Source organism: Microbacterium sp. AC215 (genome assembly GCF_979258645.1).
In genome coordinates this window covers 101,780-120,349 of record NZ_OZ409869.1, presented here as the reverse complement: position 1 = coordinate 120,349, position 18,570 = coordinate 101,780, and the positions used below count along the sequence as shown (strand labels likewise).

General features: G+C 67.7%; 19 protein-coding genes. All 19 read right to left on the bottom strand.

Annotated elements, in window-relative coordinates:
* Positions 1–30 precede the first annotated feature (30 nt).
* The gene (locus ACZZZF_RS00695; protein WP_320488747.1) at positions 31–630 is read right to left on the bottom strand and encodes a GNAT family N-acetyltransferase; all 600 of its coding nucleotides are present in this window, start codon (positions 628–630) and stop codon (positions 31–33) included.
* 42 nt (positions 631–672) lie between these two features.
* The gene (locus tag ACZZZF_RS00690; protein ID WP_053096743.1) at positions 673–1,593 is read right to left on the bottom strand and encodes an RluA family pseudouridine synthase; all 921 of its coding nucleotides are present in this window, start codon (positions 1,591–1,593) and stop codon (positions 673–675) included.
* A gap of 2 nt (positions 1,594–1,595) precedes the next feature.
* Entirely contained in the window at positions 1,596–2,186 is a 591-nt protein-coding gene (lspA, locus tag ACZZZF_RS00685; RefSeq protein WP_072592313.1) for a signal peptidase II, read from the bottom strand.
* A 51-nt stretch (positions 2,187–2,237) separates the two neighbouring features.
* Positions 2,238–2,846 (bottom strand): DivIVA domain-containing protein, encoded by a 609-nt coding sequence (locus ACZZZF_RS00680; protein WP_053096747.1) that lies wholly within the window; start codon positions 2,844–2,846, stop codon positions 2,238–2,240.
* A gap of 152 nt (positions 2,847–2,998) precedes the next feature.
* The gene (locus tag ACZZZF_RS00675) at positions 2,999–3,298 is read right to left on the bottom strand and encodes a YggT family protein (protein ID WP_053096749.1); all 300 of its coding nucleotides are present in this window, start codon (positions 3,296–3,298) and stop codon (positions 2,999–3,001) included.
* Positions 3,299–3,301: 3 nt separating this feature from the next.
* The gene (locus ACZZZF_RS00670; protein WP_053096751.1) at positions 3,302–3,766 is read right to left on the bottom strand and encodes a cell division protein SepF; all 465 of its coding nucleotides are present in this window, start codon (positions 3,764–3,766) and stop codon (positions 3,302–3,304) included.
* Between the two features lie 43 nt (positions 3,767–3,809).
* Positions 3,810–4,514 (bottom strand): YggS family pyridoxal phosphate-dependent enzyme, encoded by a 705-nt coding sequence (locus tag ACZZZF_RS00665; protein WP_463496672.1) that lies wholly within the window; start codon positions 4,512–4,514, stop codon positions 3,810–3,812.
* Entirely contained in the window at positions 4,511–5,662 is a 1,152-nt protein-coding gene (ftsZ, locus tag ACZZZF_RS00660) for a cell division protein FtsZ (RefSeq protein WP_053096755.1), read from the bottom strand. The genes ACZZZF_RS00665 and ftsZ overlap by 4 nt, the downstream gene beginning before the upstream one ends.
* A gap of 175 nt (positions 5,663–5,837) precedes the next feature.
* Positions 5,838–6,785, bottom strand: coding sequence for a cell division protein FtsQ/DivIB (locus tag ACZZZF_RS00655; protein ID WP_056278957.1), 948 nt, complete (start codon positions 6,783–6,785; stop codon positions 5,838–5,840).
* Between the two features lie 3 nt (positions 6,786–6,788).
* Positions 6,789–8,186 (bottom strand): UDP-N-acetylmuramate--L-alanine ligase, encoded by a 1,398-nt coding sequence (murC, locus tag ACZZZF_RS00650; RefSeq protein WP_463496671.1) that lies wholly within the window; start codon positions 8,184–8,186, stop codon positions 6,789–6,791.
* Positions 8,187–8,250: 64 nt separating this feature from the next.
* Positions 8,251–9,327 (bottom strand): UDP-N-acetylglucosamine--N-acetylmuramyl-(pentapeptide) pyrophosphoryl-undecaprenol N-acetylglucosamine transferase, encoded by a 1,077-nt coding sequence (locus tag ACZZZF_RS00645; RefSeq protein WP_053096761.1) that lies wholly within the window; start codon positions 9,325–9,327, stop codon positions 8,251–8,253.
* Complete coding sequence (gene ftsW / locus ACZZZF_RS00640) at positions 9,324–10,562, bottom strand: putative lipid II flippase FtsW (RefSeq protein WP_056278959.1); 1,239 nt, start codon at positions 10,560–10,562, stop codon at positions 9,324–9,326. The genes ACZZZF_RS00645 and ftsW overlap by 4 nt, the downstream gene beginning before the upstream one ends.
* Positions 10,531–12,069 (bottom strand): UDP-N-acetylmuramoyl-L-alanine--D-glutamate ligase, encoded by a 1,539-nt coding sequence (gene murD / locus ACZZZF_RS00635; protein WP_463496669.1) that lies wholly within the window; start codon positions 12,067–12,069, stop codon positions 10,531–10,533. Before murD ends, ftsW begins: the two co-directional genes overlap by 32 nt.
* On the bottom strand, positions 12,059–13,171 hold the full coding sequence (gene mraY / locus ACZZZF_RS00630) for a phospho-N-acetylmuramoyl-pentapeptide-transferase (RefSeq protein WP_053096767.1): 1,113 nt from the start codon (positions 13,169–13,171) through the stop codon (positions 12,059–12,061). Before mraY ends, murD begins: the two co-directional genes overlap by 11 nt.
* Positions 13,168–14,580 (bottom strand): UDP-N-acetylmuramoyl-tripeptide--D-alanyl-D-alanine ligase, encoded by a 1,413-nt coding sequence (locus ACZZZF_RS00625; protein WP_463496667.1) that lies wholly within the window; start codon positions 14,578–14,580, stop codon positions 13,168–13,170. Before ACZZZF_RS00625 ends, mraY begins: the two co-directional genes overlap by 4 nt.
* Before the next feature lie 28 nt (positions 14,581–14,608).
* The gene (locus ACZZZF_RS00620) at positions 14,609–16,390 is read right to left on the bottom strand and encodes a peptidoglycan D,D-transpeptidase FtsI family protein (protein ID WP_056278962.1); all 1,782 of its coding nucleotides are present in this window, start codon (positions 16,388–16,390) and stop codon (positions 14,609–14,611) included.
* Between the two features lie 39 nt (positions 16,391–16,429).
* Complete coding sequence (gene ftsL, locus ACZZZF_RS00615; RefSeq protein WP_072591461.1) at positions 16,430–17,005, bottom strand: cell division protein FtsL; 576 nt, start codon at positions 17,003–17,005, stop codon at positions 16,430–16,432.
* On the bottom strand, positions 17,002–17,940 hold the full coding sequence (gene rsmH / locus ACZZZF_RS00610; protein ID WP_053096775.1) for a 16S rRNA (cytosine(1402)-N(4))-methyltransferase RsmH: 939 nt from the start codon (positions 17,938–17,940) through the stop codon (positions 17,002–17,004). The genes ftsL and rsmH overlap by 4 nt, the downstream gene beginning before the upstream one ends.
* 117 nt (positions 17,941–18,057) lie before the next feature.
* Entirely contained in the window at positions 18,058–18,489 is a 432-nt protein-coding gene (gene mraZ / locus ACZZZF_RS00605; RefSeq protein ID WP_053096776.1) for a division/cell wall cluster transcriptional repressor MraZ, read from the bottom strand.
* Positions 18,490–18,570 lie beyond the last annotated feature (81 nt).

Genomic DNA, 18,570 nt, shown 5'->3' with positions numbered 1-18,570 from the left:
CTATGTATTGCCTCTGACGTGCAGTCGGGTTCACGCTTTCTTCGCTCTCTTCCGCGGATCTCGCAGATCGAGTCGCATGAGCACCCGCGGGAAGCCGTCGAGCGTCGAGCCGGTATCGGCCGCCTTCGCGAATCCGGCACTCTCGAAGAGCCCCATCGTGCCGACGTAGGCCATCGTGAGATTCACCGTCTCGCCACGGTTGTCGACCGGATACCCCTCGATCGCGGGCGCGCCGCTCTTCTTCGCATGAGCCACCGCTCCGTCGATCAGAGCGTGCGAGATGCCCTGTTTCCGATGGCCTGGACGGACGCGGATGCACCAGAGCGACCACACATCGAGATCGTCGACATGCGGGATCAGTCTGTTGCGCGCGAAGCTCGTCTCCCTGCGCGGATGCACCGCCGCCCAGCCCACGGGTTCGTCGTCGAGGTACGCGATCACGCCTGGAGGCGGATCCTGGTGGCAGAGCTCACGCACGCGCTCCGCTCGCTTATCGCCTCGCAGCGCCCTGTTCTCGGCGCTGCCGATGCGGTAGCTCAGGCAGAAGCACACGTTCGACGTCGGCTTCTTGGGGCCGACGAGAGCGGCCACGTCGTCGAAGTCGGTAGCGGGTCGCACCTCGATGCTCATGGGCTCAGTCTGACCCACACCGCCGACATCGACGGCGTCGATTCACTCGCCGCGCAGGATCTCCAGGGCACGTTCGAAATCCGCGGGGTACCCCGACTCGAACTGCACCCACTCCCCCGTCGCCGGATGGGTGAAGGCGAGCTTGTGCGCGTGCAGCCACTGTCGGGTGAGTCCGAGCCGTGCCGACAGCGTCGGATCTGCTCCGTAGAGCGGGTCGCCCGCGCACGGGTGCCGCAGGGCCGCCATGTGCACGCGGATCTGGTGCGTGCGTCCGGTCTCGAGATGGATCTCGAGCAGCGAGGCTCCCGGGAAGGCCTCGAGGGTCTCATAGTGGGTCACCGACGGTTTGCCGTCGGGAACGACGGCGAACTTCCAGGAGTGATTCGGATGCCGGCCGATCGGAGCATCGATCGTCCCCGTCAGCGGGTCGGGGTGCCCCTGGACGACGGCGTGATAGATCTTCTCCACCGTGCGCTCCTTGAACGCGTGCTTCAGCGACGAGTACGCCGTCTCGCTCTTGGCGACGACCATGAGCCCGCTGGTGCCGACATCCAGACGATGCACGATCCCCTGCCGCTCCGGAGCGCCACTCGTGGCGACCCGGAACCCCGCCGCTGCGAGAGCGCCGACGACGGTCGGCCCCTCCCATCCGAGCGAGGGATGAGCGGCGACGCCCGTGGGCTTGTCGACCACGACGATGTCGTCATCGTCGTAGACGATTCCGAGTTCCGGAACCGCGATCGGGATGATCCGCGGCTCCTCCTTCGGCTGCCACTCCACCTCGAGCCACCCTCCGCCGCGCAGGCGATCGGACTTGTCGAGCGTCACCCCGTCGACGCGCACGCCGCCCGCCGAGGCGACCTCGGCGGCGAAGGTGCGCGAGAAGCCCAGCATCTTCGCGAGTGCCGCGTCGACGCGCGTCCCGTCCAGCCCGTCAGGAACGGGGAGGGTGCGGAATTCCATGCTCAGCGTCCGTCCGCGGCGGCGGCATCCGGAGAGGCGGTACCCGGGCGAGAGGTCTCGCCTCCGGTCTCCTCGGCCAACGCGGCAGCCTCGGCTTCGTCATCGGTCTCCACAGGAGCGTGGTCACGCTCCCGGGTGCCGTCGAAGCGGAGTCCCAGCACGACGAGCAGCGCGACCGAGATCATCCCGGTGACGATGAAGATGTCGGCGACGTTGAAGATCGCCGGCATCATCCACGGCATCGAGATCATGTCGACCACGTGCCCCATGGGGAAACCAGGATCGCGGAAGAGACGATCGGTGAGGTTTCCGAGCACTCCACCGAGCAGGCAGCCCAGGACGACGGCCCAGAGGCGTGACTGAAGACCCAGGGCCTTCCACACGATCACACCGGCCACCACCGCCAGAGCGATGGTGAAGATCCATGTGACATCGGATCCGAGCGAGAACGCTGCGCCGGGGTTGCGCACGTAGTACAGCTGAAGGAACTCACCGAGCACCGGCACCGGCTGCTGGAGCGGCAGGTTCTCGGTCGTGAGGTACTTCACAAACTGATCGGCGGCCAGCACGATCGCTGCGAGAACCGCAACTATCGCGCCGGCCGCCGACCGACGAAGGGGACGGCGTCCTGGCAAAAGGACGACCTACAGTCCGATCGCGGAAACCGGAGTCGAGTCCGTCGACGCCGACTTCTCGTCGAGATCGCGGAGCTGACCCTCGATGTAGCCGCGCAGCTGCGAGCGGTAATCGCGCTCGAAGTTGCGGAGCTCGGTGATCCGGGCCTCGAGGGCGTTGCGCTCGCGCTCGAGACGAGCCGACTCTTCGCGCTGCTTGGCCTCGGCCTCCGTGCGGATGCGGTTGACCTCGCCTTCGGCCTCGGCGATGAGCTGGGCGCGCTTGGCCTCACCCTCGGCGACGTGCTCGTCGTGAAGGCGCTGAGCGAGCTCGATGATGCCGGCGGTCGCAGTCGCCGAACCCGACGGAGCGGGCTCCGCGGGAGCGGCAGCAGCAGGCGCAGGAGCCTCTTCGACCACGGCGGCGGGTGCCTCTGCAGCGGCTGCGGGAGCGGCCGGTGCATCGCCGGACTCGTACGCGGCCAGCTTGGCCTTGAGTTCGACGTTCTCTTCGAGGGCCTTGCGCCACTCGATGACGATCTCGTCGAGGAAGTCGTCGACCTCGTCCGGGTCGAAGCCGTCCTTGAAGCGGACGTGCTGGAACTGCTTGGTGACGACGTCATCCGGGGTAAGTGCCATGGTGGCTCCTTCGATGAGTTCGGTTGCCAGTTTGGAATGGCGTGGTCGAGATTCGGCGCGAACCCGGGGCGCGCACCTGGGAGCCAAGCATAGTCCCCGAGCCTGTCAGTCGCGATCCCGCGACACTCCAGAGCGCCGAAGTCCCAGGGGTCTCAGATGAAGCTTCGGACGACACTCATCAGGATCAGCACGATCAGGATGGTGATCGAGAAGCCGAAATCCAGAGAGAGCGAGCCGATTCGCAGAGGAGGGATGATCCGCCGGAAGAACCGGACGGGCGGATCGGTCACCGTGTAGACGAGCTCAGCCGCGACGAGTCCGGCACCCTTCGGTCGCCACTCCCGATTGAACATCGGGATGTAGCTGAGAATGAGTCGGGCGAAGAGCACCAGTAGGTACAGCAGCAGAGCCAGATGTACGATGCTGGCGACGATGGAGACGACGAACCCCACGGTCTACGACTGGTCGAAGCCCGCGGACTCGGCGTCCGCGTGCGCGATTCCCCCGTGACCCGAGACCGCGATGTTCTCCGGCGACAGGAGGAAGACCTTCGACGTGACCCGCTCGATGCGGCCGTACAGGCCGAGCGAGAGTCCGGAGGCGAAATCGATCAGACGGCGGGCGTCTGCGTCGCTCATCTGCGAGAGATTGATGATGACCGGCACACCTTCGCGGAAGCTCTCCGCGATGAGCTGAGCATCGCGATACTGCTTCGGGTGCACGGTGAGGATCTCGTTCACTGCCCCTCCTGCGGGCTGGCGCACGGCGACGGGGCGCCGTAGCGGGGTCACGGGCGCGGGAGCGGGCTCCTCGCGTTCGCGCTCGCGGTGCGAGCGGGCCGGGGTCGGCTCCTCCTCGTAGACCTCTTCCTCGTCAGCGAGGCCGAGATACACCATGGTCTTCTTCAGCGGGTTACCCATCGTGTCCTCCGGTTCGAACGTGTCGGGTTGGTCTGTTCACAGGTTAACCCCGGTCGGGGCGGGGTCCCGTGATTGCGGAGCCGATCCGCAGGTGTGTCGCGCCGGCCTCGATGGCCTCGACGAAATCGCCCGTCATCCCTGCGGACATCCAGGTCGCCGACGGCTCGACGGCGCGCACGCTCTCTGCGATCGAGTGCAGGCGCGCGAACGCGGAAGCGGGTTCCTCATCGAGCGGCGCGACCGCCATCACACCGCGAAGCCGCAGCGAGGGCAGCGTCATGATGTGCTCGGCGAGAGAGGCCGCCTCGGCGGGCGCGACGCCGCCGCGTCCGTGATCATCGGTGAGATTGACCTGCACGAGCACGTCGAGAAGGTCATCCCCGTCGGCCGCCCGATGCAGTGCGTCGGCCAGCCGGTCGCGGTCTACCGAGTGCACGGCATCCGCGCTGCGGCGGATCGCACCGGCCTTATTGGTCTGCGCCTGCCCGATGAAGTGCCACCGGAGGTCGAGGTCCGTCAGCTCGGCGGTCTTCGACGAGAGCTCCTGCTGGCGGTTCTCCCCCACGTCGCGCACACCCATCGCGTGCAGCTCGCGAACGAGCGACGACGGGTGGAACTTGGTCACGACGATGCGGGAGATCTCCGCCGGGTCCCTGCCGGCCAGGCGCGCGGCGTCGGCGATCCGATGATCGATCGCCGACAGCCGCGCTGCCAGACCGGACCCGGCCTGGCCCTGCGCCTGCGTCACTTCAGGAATTCGGGGATGTCGATGTCGTCGTCCGCGAAAGCAGGCTCGATGCTCGTCGCCGGGACGCGCTGCTGCGGCTTCTCGGGCGCGGGCGCCTCGGCAGCGGGCTTGCTCTCCTCGTCGTTCGAGAGCGCCACCTCGGGCAGCGTGCTGGCCGCGGCGGGCCGCGAGACGACCATGGGGTCGAGGCGCAGCGAAGGCTCACCGCTGTCGAAGCCGGCCGCGATCACGGTGACACGCACCTCGTCGCCGAGCGTGTCGTCGATGACCGTACCGAAGATGATGTTGGCCTCGGGGTGCGCGGCTTCCTTCACGAGGTCCGCAGCGTCGTGGATCTCGAAGATGCCGAGGTTCGAACCACCCTGGATCGAGAGCAGGACTCCGTGAGCACCCTCGATGCTGGCCTCGAGGAGCGGCGACTCGACCGCGAGTTCGGCGGCCTTGATGGCACGGTCGGCACCGCGTGCCGATCCGATTCCCATCAGTGCCGAACCGGCGCCCTGCATGACCGACTTGACGTCGGCGAAGTCGAGGTTGATGAGACCGGGAGTCGTGATGAGGTCGGTGATGCCCTGGACACCGGCGAGGAGCACCTGGTCTGCGGTCGCGAAGGCCTCGATCATCGAGATGCCGCGATCGCTGATCTCGAGCAGACGGTCGTTCGGCACCACGATGAGGGTGTCGACTTCTTCCTTCAGCTTCACCACACCGGCTTCAGCCTGGCTCTGACGACGACGGCCTTCGAACGAGAAGGGCTTCGTCACGACGCCGATGGTCAGTGCACCGATCGACTTCGCGATGCGCGCGACGACGGGGGCTCCACCCGTTCCCGTTCCACCGCCCTCGCCGGCGGTCACGAAGACCATGTCGGCACCGGTGAGCGCCTGCTCGATCTCCTCGGCGTGATCCTCGGCGGCGCGACGGCCGACCTCGGGGTCAGCGCCGGCACCGAGTCCGCGAGTGAGCTCGCGACCGACATCGAGCTTGACGTCGGCATCGCTCATGAGCAGCGCCTGCGCGTCGGTGTTCACTGCGATGAACTCGACTCCGCGGAGCCCGAGATCGATCATGCGGTTGACGGCGTTGACGCCGCCACCGCCGACGCCGACGACCTTGATCACGGCGAGGTAGTTCTGGTTCTGGCTCATGGCCGGCCTCCGAATAGTCGAGCCTGTCTGGGGTGAGATTCCGCGGGCCGAACCTTAAACCTCAACTAGAGGTGTAAAGTATTTCCCGGTATTGGTTTCTCTTGTTCGAAGGTAAGCGTCACGTCCCCGCGCACACGCAGCGACACGGGCGTGTCGCCCGTTTGCCGTCGAAACCTCAGCCCACGACCACCGCATGCGGCGATGTGACATCGATCGTCGACGCCTCAGGATTGCTGAGCAGCGTCTTCGTGAGCACTTCGCTCTTCATCGGGGAGTCATCCGAGCTGCCCCAGACGACCGTCAGCCCGCTGCTGAGCGTCAACGTCACGTCATCAGCTGTCGTGGCCTGCACTCCGGTCAGCAGCGCGCGCAGATCGGCGGGCACCGAGCGCACCACGAGACCCGCACTCTCGAACGCGACCGAGTCGGTGCCGCCGTCGATGTCGAGCACCGGCTGTCCCGCCGGCTGATCGGAGGTCGTCGCCAGCGCGACGCCCGCGGCGTCGACGAGCGTATAGCCCGCATCCGAGCGGATCACGCCGACCGGCGTGCGCTCGACGATCCGCACCGTGAGATCGTGCGGCGGCTTCGCCTCGAGCGCATAGGTCTCGATCAGCGGGAATCCCAGCAGCGCGGCCTTGACCTCGCTCGAGTCGACCAGCGCCAAGGGGGTGCCCACCTGCTCGCCGAGGGCGGCCTCCACCGCCGCGGCATCCAGCGTCGTCGCGCCCACGACCGTGATCTTCTCCACGGCGAACAGCGGGCTGTACGCCGCGGCGGTGGTGCCACCGATCAGCAGGACGACAGCACCGACCGCGCTCAGCCAGATGATGCGACGCCGTCGGGAGCGCTGCGTGAACCGTCGGATCTCGGCCCGCAGCGCCTTGCGTCTCGCTCGCGCCGCCCGCCAGACGTCCCGCGTCGATGTCGGCCGCACCCCGGCATCCCCGTCGATGTCCGCACGGACGTCGGAGTCGAGGCCGACCGCCGCGGCCTGCGGACCTGTGCGTTCGTCCTGCTCGACGTCCCGCGCGCGCCCTCGCGTCGCCGGACCCTCCCGTCGCCTGGGCGTGTCCTCCGCGGTGCCCGCGGGAGGCGTGGGAAGCGGAGGCGGACGACGCATGCGTCAGACCTCGGTGGTCCGCAGAGACTCGAGCACCTGCGGGATGATCTGGTAGACGTTGCCGCAGCCGAGCGTGATGACGAAATCGCCGTCGCGAGCGACGGACGCCGTGTAATCGGCTGCCTGCTGCCAGTCGGCGACGAAGTGGACGTGCGACGGGTCGTGGAACGCCCCGCTCACGAGCTCTCCCGTGACGCCCGGGACCGGATCCTCGCGAGCACCGTAGACGTCGAGCACGACCGTGTGGTCTGCATACGTCTCCAGCACGTCCGCGAACTCGCGGAACATGTGCCGCGTTCGCGAGTAGGTGTGGGGCTGCTGGATCGCGATGATCCTGCCCGTGCCGGCGATCGATCGCATCGCCTCGAGAGCCGCCCGCACCTCGGTCGGGTGATGGGAGTAGTCGTCGTAGACGGTGACGCCGCGCTCGACGCCGTGCTGCTCGAGGCGGCGGACCGTGCCGGCGAAGCCCTCGACGGCCTTGGCGGACTCGGTCAGGCCGAAGCCCACCGAGAGGAGGACCGCGATGGCGCCTGCCGCGTTGATGGCGTTGTGCACGCCGGGCACGGCGAGCTGGAGGCGCACGCTCTCGGCTCCGGTGCTCACGGTGGCCGAGACGGGCCCGGCCGCCACGATGTCGGTCACCCTGACATCGGCGTCCTCCGCCTGCCCGAACGTCACGACGTTCGGGTGCGAGAGCCCCGCTCCCACTCGCAGGGCGCCGGCGTCGTCGCTGGAGATCACGACCGCCTCCGTGGCCGCGTCGGCGAACCGCACGAACGCGTCGTGGAACGCGTCGTCGGACCCGTAGTGGTCGAGGTGATCGGGGTCGACATTGGTGATCAGCGCGACAGCCGTGTCGTAGAGCAGGAACGTGCCATCGGACTCATCCGCCTCGATCACGAAGAGCTCACCCGATCCGGTGGCGCTCGAGACGCCGAGCTGCTCGATCACGCCGCCGTTGACGAAGTTCGGGTCGGCTCCGAGCTGCTGCAGCGCGGTCACGATCATGCCCGTCGACGTCGTCTTGCCGTGCGCGCCGGCCACGGAGACCAGTCGACGCGATCCGATCAGCCAGTGCAAGGCCTGCGAGCGGTGGATCACGTGCAGCCCGCGCTGCTTCGCCGTGACGAACTCGGGGTTCTCCGGCCAGATCGCTCCGGTGTGGACGACCGTGTCGGCATCGCCGAGATGCGCCGCGTCGTGCCCGACGTGCACATCCGCTCCGGCGGCCGCGAGTGCGCGCAGGTTGTCGCTGTCGGCTCGATCGCTTCCCGAGACGCGGATCCCCGCGTCGAGGAACATCTTGGCGAGGCCGCTCATGCCGGATCCGCCGATGCCGATGAAGTGCGCGGAGGAGATCGACTCGGGGATCGGGAGGGAGAGGTCAGGTCTGATCATGTCGGTTTCAGTCTACTTTTCGGTGAGGACGATTCGGCGTCGAGGAGCCGTGTCGACGGTGGGATCAGGAGGACCGGAGGGCGCGATCCACGAGTGCGACGACGTTCTCCGTGCCGGTGCGGGTGCCCACCTGCTCGGCGGCGGACTGCATGGCCGTGAGCTGCTGCGGATCGTTCATGACGGGGATCACGAGGCGGCGCACCGCGTCGCCGTCGAAGGTGGCGTCGTCGAGAAGACGAGCGGCCCCGGCTGCCACGGCGGACGCCGCGTTCAGCCGCTGCTCCCCGTTGCCGACGGAGTACGGCACGTACAGCGCGGGGATCCCCAGGGCGCTGATCTCGCTCACGGTGGCTGCGCCGGAACGGGAGACGATGAGGTCGGCGAGCGCGAAGGCGAGGTCCATCCGGTCGACGTATCGGCGCATGGTGTATCCCGGCACCTCGGGGTCGGCCAGATCACTGCGTTCGCCCGTGACGTGCAGCAACTGCCAGTCGGCGGCCAGGATGTCGCCCCAGGAGTCTGCGATGGCCTCGTTCAGCCTCTGGGCCCCCAGCGACCCGCCGAAGACGAGAAGGACCGGGCGCGCCGGGTCGAGCCCGAAGTGCGCGGCGGCCTCATCGCGAGAGGCCGCGCGGTCGAGCTCGATGACCTCTCGACGCAGCGGCATGCCGACCACCTCGCCGCCGCGCAGGGGGGTTCCGGCGAATGCGACTCCCGTGGCCGCGGCGCGTCGAGCACCCAGCACGTTCGCGAGGCCCGGCTTCGCGTTGGCCTCGTGCACGACGAACGGCACGCGCTCACGGCCTGCTGCCACGTAGGCCGGGGCGGAGGCATAGCCGCCGAAGCCCACGACGACGTCGACGCGGTGAGCGCGGATGTGATCGCGCACCTGGGCGACGGCGCGGCGGAATCTGGCGGGGAACAACGCGGCCTGCTTGTCGGGCCGACGCGGGAACGGCACCTTGTCGACGATGAGGAGCTCATACCCTCGAGCCGGCACGAGTCGGGACTCGAGCCCCTCGGCCGTTCCGAGCACCAGGATCGAGGCATCGGCGTCCCTGGCGCGCAGCGCATCGGCGACGGCGAGCAGGGGGTTGACGTGACCGGCGGTTCCACCGCCGGCGAGAAGGTACGTGGTCACCGTGTGACCTTACCCCGCCCTGCTGAAGGAGTCCGTGCCACCGAACGACCCTCGGCGACGGGGATGGTGCGCGCGAACGACAGCAGCACTCCGCACGCGATGAGCACGGCGAGGAGAGCCGTTCCTCCCTGCGACATGAACGGCAGCGGCACTCCCATGACGGGGAACAGTCCGATCACGACGCCGATGTTGAACACGGCCTGACCGGTGATCCAGACGGTGATCCCGCCGGCCGCGACCCGGATGAACGGATCGGCGGTCTTGCGGATGATGTGGAAGGCACCGATGGTGAACAGCGTGAAGAGGGCCAGCACGACGATGCAGCCGATCAGGCCGAGCTCTTCGCCGACGATGGCGAAGATGAAGTCGTTGCCGGCGGCGGGCAGCCAGCCGTACTTCTCCTGCGAGTTGCCGAGCCCCACGCCGAAGATTCCTCCCGACGCCATTCCCCAGATCCCGTGGATCGACTGGTAGCAGTCGCCGGTGTACGCCGACATGTCGGAGCACGTCGCCGTGATGCGACGCATGCGGTCAGGGCTCGTGACGGCCAGCGCGATGACGGCGACGACGCCGAGCAGCACCGGCAGGATGAACAGCCGGAGCTTCACCCCCGAGAAGAAGAGGCAGCCGAGCAGGATGATGACCAGCACCATCGCGGTGCCGAGGTCCTTGCCTGCGATCACCGTCCCGATCGCCAGGGCTCCCACGGGCACCACGGGGATGAAGACCTGATGCCAGGTGCCGAGCATGGTCTGCTTGCGCATCAGGACGTAGCCGATCCACAGCGCGAGGGCGAGCTTGAGGAACTCCGACGGCTGCAGGGTGAACCCGGCGATCATGATCCAGTTGCGGTTTCCGCCGTCCTCGATGCCGAGCGGGGTGAAGACCAGCAGCTGGAGCGCGATGGAACCGAACAGTGCCGGCCACGCCATGCGTTTGAGGAACGTGATCGGGAGTCGGGAGATCAGGAACATCAGCGGCACGCCGAGCACGGCGAAGATGCCCTGCCGAAGCGCGCCGTCCATCGGATTCTCGCCCTTCGAGACCGCGGTCGCGCTCGTCGCCGAGAGCACCATCACGAGGCCGAAGATCGTCAGCATCAGCGCCGCCGATGCGATCATCAGGAACTCGGTCGACACGGGGGTGAAACGACGCCCGAGCGACACTCTCGCCGCGAGACCGCGGGAGCCGGTGCTGCCGGGATCAGAGCGCGGGGGGCGTTCGACCTGCGTCATCGGTGCTCCCCCGGTCTATCCAGTCCCGCACCGCTTCGGCGAAGCGGTGTCCTCGATCCGCGTAACTGGAGAACTGATCGAAGGACGCGGCGGCGGGGGCCAGCAGGACTGTTCCCTCGCCATCGACGATTCCCGCGGCGATCTCCACGACGCGATTCATGACCTGACCAGTCTCGCCAGCATCCACCTCGAACACCGGAACCCCCGGCGCGTGTCGCTCGAATGCGGCGACGACGGCTGAGCGCTGGACTCCGATGACGACTGCCGCCCGGGCGGTAATCCCGGCCGTGGCGACCAGCTCGCCGATGTCGACGCCCTTCAGGTCGCCGCCGACCACCCAGACCGCACCAGGGTATGCGCGGAGCGATGACGCGGCAGCGTGCGGGTTGGTGGCCTTGGAGTCGTCGACCCAGGTGATGCCGCGATGGCGGGCGATGACCTGGATCCGATGCTCGTCGAGACGGAACGACTGCAGAGCCGAGTGGATGGCGCGCGGCTCGACGCCCAGAGAGCGAGCGAGCGCACTCGCCGCCAGGATGTTCTGCACGATGTGCGGGGCGGCCAGGCCGGCTTCTCGCAGGTCGGCGACGGTCGTGAGCTCGAGTGCGCTGCTGGCCCGGTCGTCCAAGAACGCACGATCGACGAGCAGCCCCTCCACCACGCCGACATCGCTGGGGCCGGGGATGCCGAGATCGAATCCGATCGCGCGGGCACCCTCGACCACCTCGGCGTCCTCGACCATGAGCCTGGTCGCCTCGTCGGCCTTGTTATAGACGCAGGCGACTCTCGTGTTGCGGTACACCAGGGCCTTCGCATCGCGGTACGCCTGCGCACTGCCGTGCCACACCAGGTGGTCGTCCGCGAGGTTCAGGCACACCGAGGCGTGCGGATACAGCTCGCCTTCGGTCTCGGAGAGTCCGAGGTACCAGAGCTGGTGGCTGGAGAGCTCGACGACGAGCACGTCGAAACCGGCGGGGTCGCGGACCGCATCGAGAACGGGCACGCCGATGTTGCCGCACGGCGCCGCACGCAGACCTCCCTCGACGAGGAGCGACGCGGTCAGCTGCGTCGTCGTCGTCTTGCCGTTGGTGCCCGTGATGAGCACCCAGTCGGCCGGGGAGCCGTCGGCGCGGGCCACCTTGTCGCGCAGGCGCCAGGCGAGTTCGACATCGCCCCAGAGCGCGATGCCGGCATCTCGCGCCCAGCGGATCACGGTGTGCGAGGGAGGGAATCCCGGCGAGGCGATGATGACCTCCGGCGCGAACTCGGTCAGAGCTTCAGGGACCCGGTCCAGCGTTCCCAGCTCCAGACGAGCACCGATCACGGGCAGGAGCTTGGCATACTCCTCCTCCGCCGACTCGGTCAGCACCAGGACGTCCGCACCGAGTTCGGTGAGCGTGTCCGCCACCGAGAACCCGGTCATGGACAGTCCGAGAACGGCGACGCGCAGGCCCGACCAGTCGGCGTTCCAGCTGGTCAGCGTCGCGAGCCTCTCGTCAGTCGACACGAGTCAGCCACTCCACGTAGAAGAGTCCGACCGCCGAGATCGCGAGCAGGCCCGCGATGATCCACATGCGGACCACGATCGTGACCTCGGACCATCCGCGCATCTCGAGATGATGGTGGAACGGACTCATCAGGAAGAGTCGCTTTCCGCGCGTGATCTTGAAGTAGGCGCGCTGCAGGATCACCGATCCGGAGGCGAGGACGAAGACGCCGGCGATCACGAACAGCAGCAGCTCGGTGCGGGTGAGGATCGCCATCGCGGTGATGACGCCTCCGATCGCCATCGAGCCGACATCGCCCATGAAGACCTTCGCCTTGGGAGCATTCCACCACAGGAAGCCGATCAGGCTCGAGGCGAAGGAGGCCGCGATGATCGCCAGGCTGAACGGGTCGCGGACCTCGTAGCATCCGCCGAGCGCGGCGGTCTCGACCCCCTCGCCCACGCACGACTGCTTGAACTGCCAGAACGCGATCAGGCTGTAAGCCCCCACGACGATGACCCCGGCGCCGGCTGCGAGACCGTCGAGCCCGTCGGTGAGGTTGACGCTGTTCGAGGTCGCGACGCCGATGATCGAGATCCACAGCAGATAGAGCGCCCAGCCGAGGATCGCGGTGAACGCGAACAGGTTCAACCATGGGATGTCGCGGAAGAGCGAGATCGAGCCGGATGCCGGAGTCTGATCGAAGGCGTTCGGGAAGTTCAGCGCGACGATGCCGAACGGGATCATCACGACGAGCTGCCCGATGATCTTGCGCCACCCCGAGAGCCCGAGGCTGCGCTGACTGCGCACCTTCATGTAGTCGTCGATGAAGCCCACTGCCCCGAAGCCGACCATGAGCCAGATCACGAGAAGCGCGGACAGCGCGGGAGTTCCGCCTCCGACGTACGTGGCCGTGAAGTAGCCGACCATCGTGCCGACGATGAAGATGACGCCGCCCATGGTCGGCGTGCCACGTTTGGCTTCGTGGTTCGGGTTCTCGATGGCCTCCGGGGTGCGGATGACCTGGCCCCAGCCCCACTTCCGGAAGAGCCGGAGGAAGACGGGAGTAAGAAAAAGAGTGAAGGCGAGCGATATGGCCGCCGCCATGATGAGAGATCTCACGAGAACAATTCTCCCAGACGATCGCCGAGGTGCCGGAGCCCTACGGAATTGGAGGACTTCACGAGCACCCGGTCGCCGTCGCGGAGTTCGGAGCGCAGGTACTCGAACGCGGCATCCTGGTCCGCGAAGAACACGGCCTCGCTGTCCCAGGATCCTTCGCCGATCGCGGAGATGAAGAGGCGGCGGGCCTCGGGGCCGACGACGACGATGCGCTGGATGTTCAGACGCACGGCGAGCAGACCGATCCGGTCGTGCTCCTCGCCCGCGGTCTCGCCGAGCTCGCTCATAGCGCCGAGCACGGCGACCGTCCGCTCGCCGGGACCGGTGATCTGCGCGAGAGTCCGCAGGGCTGCGGCCATCGAGTCCGGGCTGGCGTTGTAGGCGTCGTTGATGATGCGCACGCGGTCGCTGCCCATGGGCTGCATACGCCAGCGCTCCGCGATCTCGACCGTCTCGAGACGGTCGATCGCGTCGGCCGTCGACACCCCGAGAACGCCCGCGGCGGCGATGGCCGCCAGGGCGTTGCCGACGTGGTGGGCGCCGAGCACCTGCAGGCGGAGCGGAAGACGCTCCCCCGCCGCTTGGATGACACACGAGGTGCCGGATGCCGTGACCTCGAGGTCGTGCGCCTGGACATCTGCCGCGTCGCTCTGACCGAAGCCGACGACCCGCATCCCGCGGGACGTCGCGAGCGCGCCCATCGCCGCGACGCGTGAGTCGTCGACGTTGAGCACCGCCGTACCCGTGGGCCTCGCGGCGGCGACGAGCTCGGACTTGGCCTTGGCCGTCGCCTCGATGCCGCCGAAGCCGCCCGCGTGCGCCATGCCGACCATCAGCACCACAGCGACGTCCGGCTCGACGAGTCCGGCGAGGCGGGCGATGCTGCCGGGCCCGTCGGCTCCGAACTCGCTGACGAGGAACCGCGTGCCGTACGTGATGCGCAGCATGGTGACGGGCGCGCCCACCTCGTTGTTGTACGAGTTGATGGGGGCGATCGTCTCGCCTTCGTCGGAGAGGATGCGGGCGAGGAAGTTCTTCGTCGTCGTCTTGCCGTTCGACCCCGTGATCCCGACGATCTTGAGGTCTCCGGCTGCGCGAACGCGGGCGACGACCTCGCGGGCGAGATCGGCGAGGGCGACGATGACGTCAGGGACGACGATCTGGGTGATCTCCTCGTCGACCGGGTGCTCGACGATCGCGAGCGCTGCCCCCGCAGCGAGCGCAGCGCCGACGAACCGGTGTCCGTCCGTCTCCGCGCCCGGCTTCGCGACGAACACGGAGCCGGGGGCCATGGTGCGCGAGTCCGTGTCCACGACACCGTCGATGACGGTGTCGGCGGTGGCAGAACCGGCGAGGCGGAGATCACCCCCGAGGACGGCGGCGATCTCAGCAAGCGACAGGGCGATCATGACGTCTCCAGGCGCGGCGGGGCGCCGTCTATTCGAACTTCGGAAGCAGTGCGTCCATCGGGCTGGAGGACGGCATCACGCGGTAGGTCTTCATGGTCTGGGTCATCGCCTTCTGGAAGGCAGAAGCGGTAGCAGCAGACGATGTAACTCTAGTCGGCTCGTCGAGAGTCACCACCACGACGTACTGCGGATCGTCGACCGGCGCGAAGCCCACCATGCTCGTGTAGTAGACGCCCGACTTGTAGCCGCCCTTGCCGTCCGGGATCTGCGCGGTACCCGTCTTGCTGGTCACCCGGTAGCCGGGAACCTGGATGCGGTCGGCGTTGCCGCCCTGGACGGCCACGTTCTCGAGCATCCGCGTGAGGTCGGCCGCGGTCTGGGGCTTGATGATCTGCTCGGACTCGGGAGCACCCGGCGTGACCACCGTGCCGTCAGCGGCCGTGCAGGACTCGATCAGCGAGAGACCGATCTTCTCGCCGCCGTTGGCGATCGCCTGGTAGGCACCGGCGAGCTGCGGCGCCGTGACCGTGAAGTACTGACCGAACGTGGTGGTGTAGAGCGACTGGTTGTCCCACTCGCTCGTGGGGTGGATCTCCCCCGAGGTCTCACTGGGGAAGCCGATCGTCGTCTCGCCGACGCCGAAGCGCTCGAGGTAGTCGTGACGGACATCCGGGCTCACCATCGTGCCGAACTTCGACAGCGCGACGTTCGATGAATCGATGAGCGCGCCGGCGAGGGTGTACTGGAAGGTCGGGTGCACGAACGCGTCGTTGATCACGGCGCCGTTGTCGAACTTCTCGTGCGAGGAGGCCGACACCGTGGGACTCGTCATCGTCACACCGCCGTTCTCCATCACCGCAGCGGCCGTCACGGCCTTGAACGTCGATCCCGGCTCGAACGGGTAGGTGAAGAGCTTGCTCACCCACGTCTCGGGCGCTGAGGCGTCGAGATCGTTCGGGTCCATGGTGGGCCATTCGGCCGCGGCGCGGATCTTTCCGGTGCCCACCTCGACGACGGTGACGGTGCCGCCCTTGGCGCCCTGGGCCTGCGCCTCTTCGGCGATCATCTGCTGCATGTACCACTGCAGGTCGCTGTTGATCGTGAGCTGCACGGTGCCGCCGTCGACCGCGTCCACCCTGCTCTCACTGCCGGGGATGACGACGGAGTTCTTGCCGGTGCGGTACGACTCCTCGCCGTCCGTGGGGGCGAGGCACTTCTCGTCCATCTTCTCGATGCCGGCCTGCGCAGTGCCGGTCCCGTCGAGGTATCCGAGCAGGTTTCCCGCCACGGCGCCGTTCGGGTAGACCCTGACCTCGCGCGGCTTCATCACGAGATACGAGCCGACCTTGAGGTCGCGCAGCTCGATGTACTTCTCGGTGCTGAGGCCCTTGACCAGCGGCAGGTACTGCGAATCGGGGTTCTCGGCGAGGGCAGCGGCGACATCGGCACGCAGCTCGTCCGCATCCAGCCCCATGATCTCGGCGATGCGCGTCGACGCCTCAGCCCAGGGCAGTGGCGGCGGGTTCTTCTCGTCCTCCTCCAGGAGGCGGATGACCTGGGGGCTGAGCTGCGCGTCGTAGACCATGACGCTCTCGGCCAGCACGGATCCGTCGCTGTCGACCACCGAGCCGCGTTCACCGGGAATCGCGGTGCGGTGCGCGATGAACTCGAGCGACTGTGCGACGTGCTCGTCGGCCTTCACCACCTGGATGTCGACGAGCCGCACGACGAAGGCGGCCAGGATCGCCAGGATCACCGCGAGAGCGACGACCGTGCGTCGCCGGGGTGTCCGGGTGGCTCGTGTCGTCATGGACTCTCTCCGTCAGGTCTCGATGGTGGGTGTGGTCGTCTAGCGAGTGCTGGGGCTCGGGAGTCCGTCGGTGATCGCCGGCGGAAGCTCCTGCGCAGACTGCCCGGCCGCTCCGTCGGGCGCGGGGTCGTCTGCCGTGGAGGCGTTCACCGGTACGTCGTTCAGCAGGGAGTTGCTCACCGCGCCGGCGCCGTTCGGATCGATGGTCGACGAGCCGGTCGCGCCGGTTCCCTGGCCGAAGACGGCTCCATCGCTCAGGCGGAGGTAGGACGGGGCCCCTGCCACGACCATGCCCAGGGATGCGGCACTGGCGGCGAGCGACTGGGGTGAGCTCATCCCGGTGAGATCCTCCTGCAGGGCGTTCGTCCGCAGATCCAGTTCGTGCTGCTGCGACGTGAGCCCTGCCAGCACGAAGGAGTCCTGGGTGATCGCCAGCGAGAGGCCGATCTGCACGCCTCCGATGGCCATGGCTCCTGCGAGCGCCACCAGCGCGTAGGCGAGCTTCGGCTTGCGGCGGACGGGGGTTCCCGTCACCGGCTCGAGACGCCGACGAGGTGCGCGTTCGGGTGCCTCGGGGAGCGCCCTCGGCCTCGGCGCTGCGACGTTCAGACTCATGAGCTCTCACGCACTTTCTCTGCGGCACGCAGTCGGACGGGGATGGCGCGGGGGTTGCGAGCCCGTTCGGCGTCGTCGGCGAGCTCCGCACCCTTGGTGATGATGCGGAAACGCGGCGCGTGCTCCGGTAGCTCGACGGGGAGTCCCCGCGGTGCGGTGGAGGCCGCACCGGCGGCGAAGGCCTGCTTCACGAGTCGGTCCTCGAGAGACTGGTACGACATCACCACGATGCGTCCGCCGACCGCGAGCGCATCCATGGCTGCGGGAATCGCATCCGCGAGTACGTTGAGCTCGGTGTTCACTTCGATCCGCAGAGCCTGGAAGACGCGCTTGGCCGGGTGCCCGGCCCGCTGAGCAGCTGCGGGCGTCGCCGCCTGGAGGATCTCGACGAGTTCGCCGGAGCGCGTGATCGGCTTCTTCTCGCGTGCGGCGATGATGAAGCGCGCATAGCGTCCCGCGAGCTTCTCCTCGCCATAGCGCTCGAAGATGCGACGCAGGTTGCCTTCGGTGTAGGTCGCGATCACCTCGGCGGCCGTCACGCCCTTCGTCTGATCCATCCGCATGTCCAGCGGCGCATCCTTCGAGTAGGCGAAGCCGCGTTCGGCTTCATCGAGCTGCAGCGACGAGACGCCCAGGTCGAAGAGGATGCCCGAGGCGCCCTGAGCGTGCAGTCCGATCTCGTCATAGACCGTGTGCACCAGCGTCACCCGGTCACGGAAACGAGCGAGACGCTCCCCCGCGATGCGTAGAGCGTCGGTGTCCCGATCGAGGCCGACGAGGCGGATGTTCGGGAACCGCTCGAGCAGCGCTTCGGAGTGACCGCCCATGCCGAGGGTGGCATCGACGAGCACCGCTCCGTCCGCCTGCAGCGCAGGGGCGAGAAGCTCGACGCAGCGTTCGAGGAGTACGGGGGTGTGGATGTCGCGGAGGTTCATGATCTTTCTCGGGTGATCTCTGTATCTCGGTGACCAGGGCCCTGATCCCCCTCCGCTTCACGACCCGGCACCGGGGAAGTGTGTCGGGGCAGGAGCGGCGGGGCATCACAGCCGTGGTCAGAAGAGGCCCGGAATCACCTCCTGCTCGAGATCTGCGTAGGTTTCCTCGCCTGCTGCGAGGTAGGTGTTCCAGCTCTCCGCATCCCAGATCTCGGCGTGGGCGCCGACTCCGGTGACGATGAGCTCCTTCTGCAGCCCCGCGTATTGACGGAGGTGCACGGGGATGGTGATGCGGTTCTGACTGTCGGGCATCTCCGCACTCGCACCGGAGAGGAACAGGCGCATGAAGTCACGCGCCTGCTTGTTCGCGAGCGGCGCCTGGCGGATCCGCTCGTGCATCGTCTCGAACTCGGCCGTGCTGAAGACGTAGAGGCAGCGTTCCTGCCCTCGGGTGACGACGATGCCGCCACCGAGGTCTTCGCGGAACTTCGCAGGAAGGATGACCCGTCCTTTGTCGTCCAACTTCGGAGAATGCGTTCCCAGCAACATCAGCCATCACCCCCTCTCCGTCCGGCCAACTCGAGGTGCGCCCCACTTTACTCCACTTTCCTCCACAAACCTACGATCAAT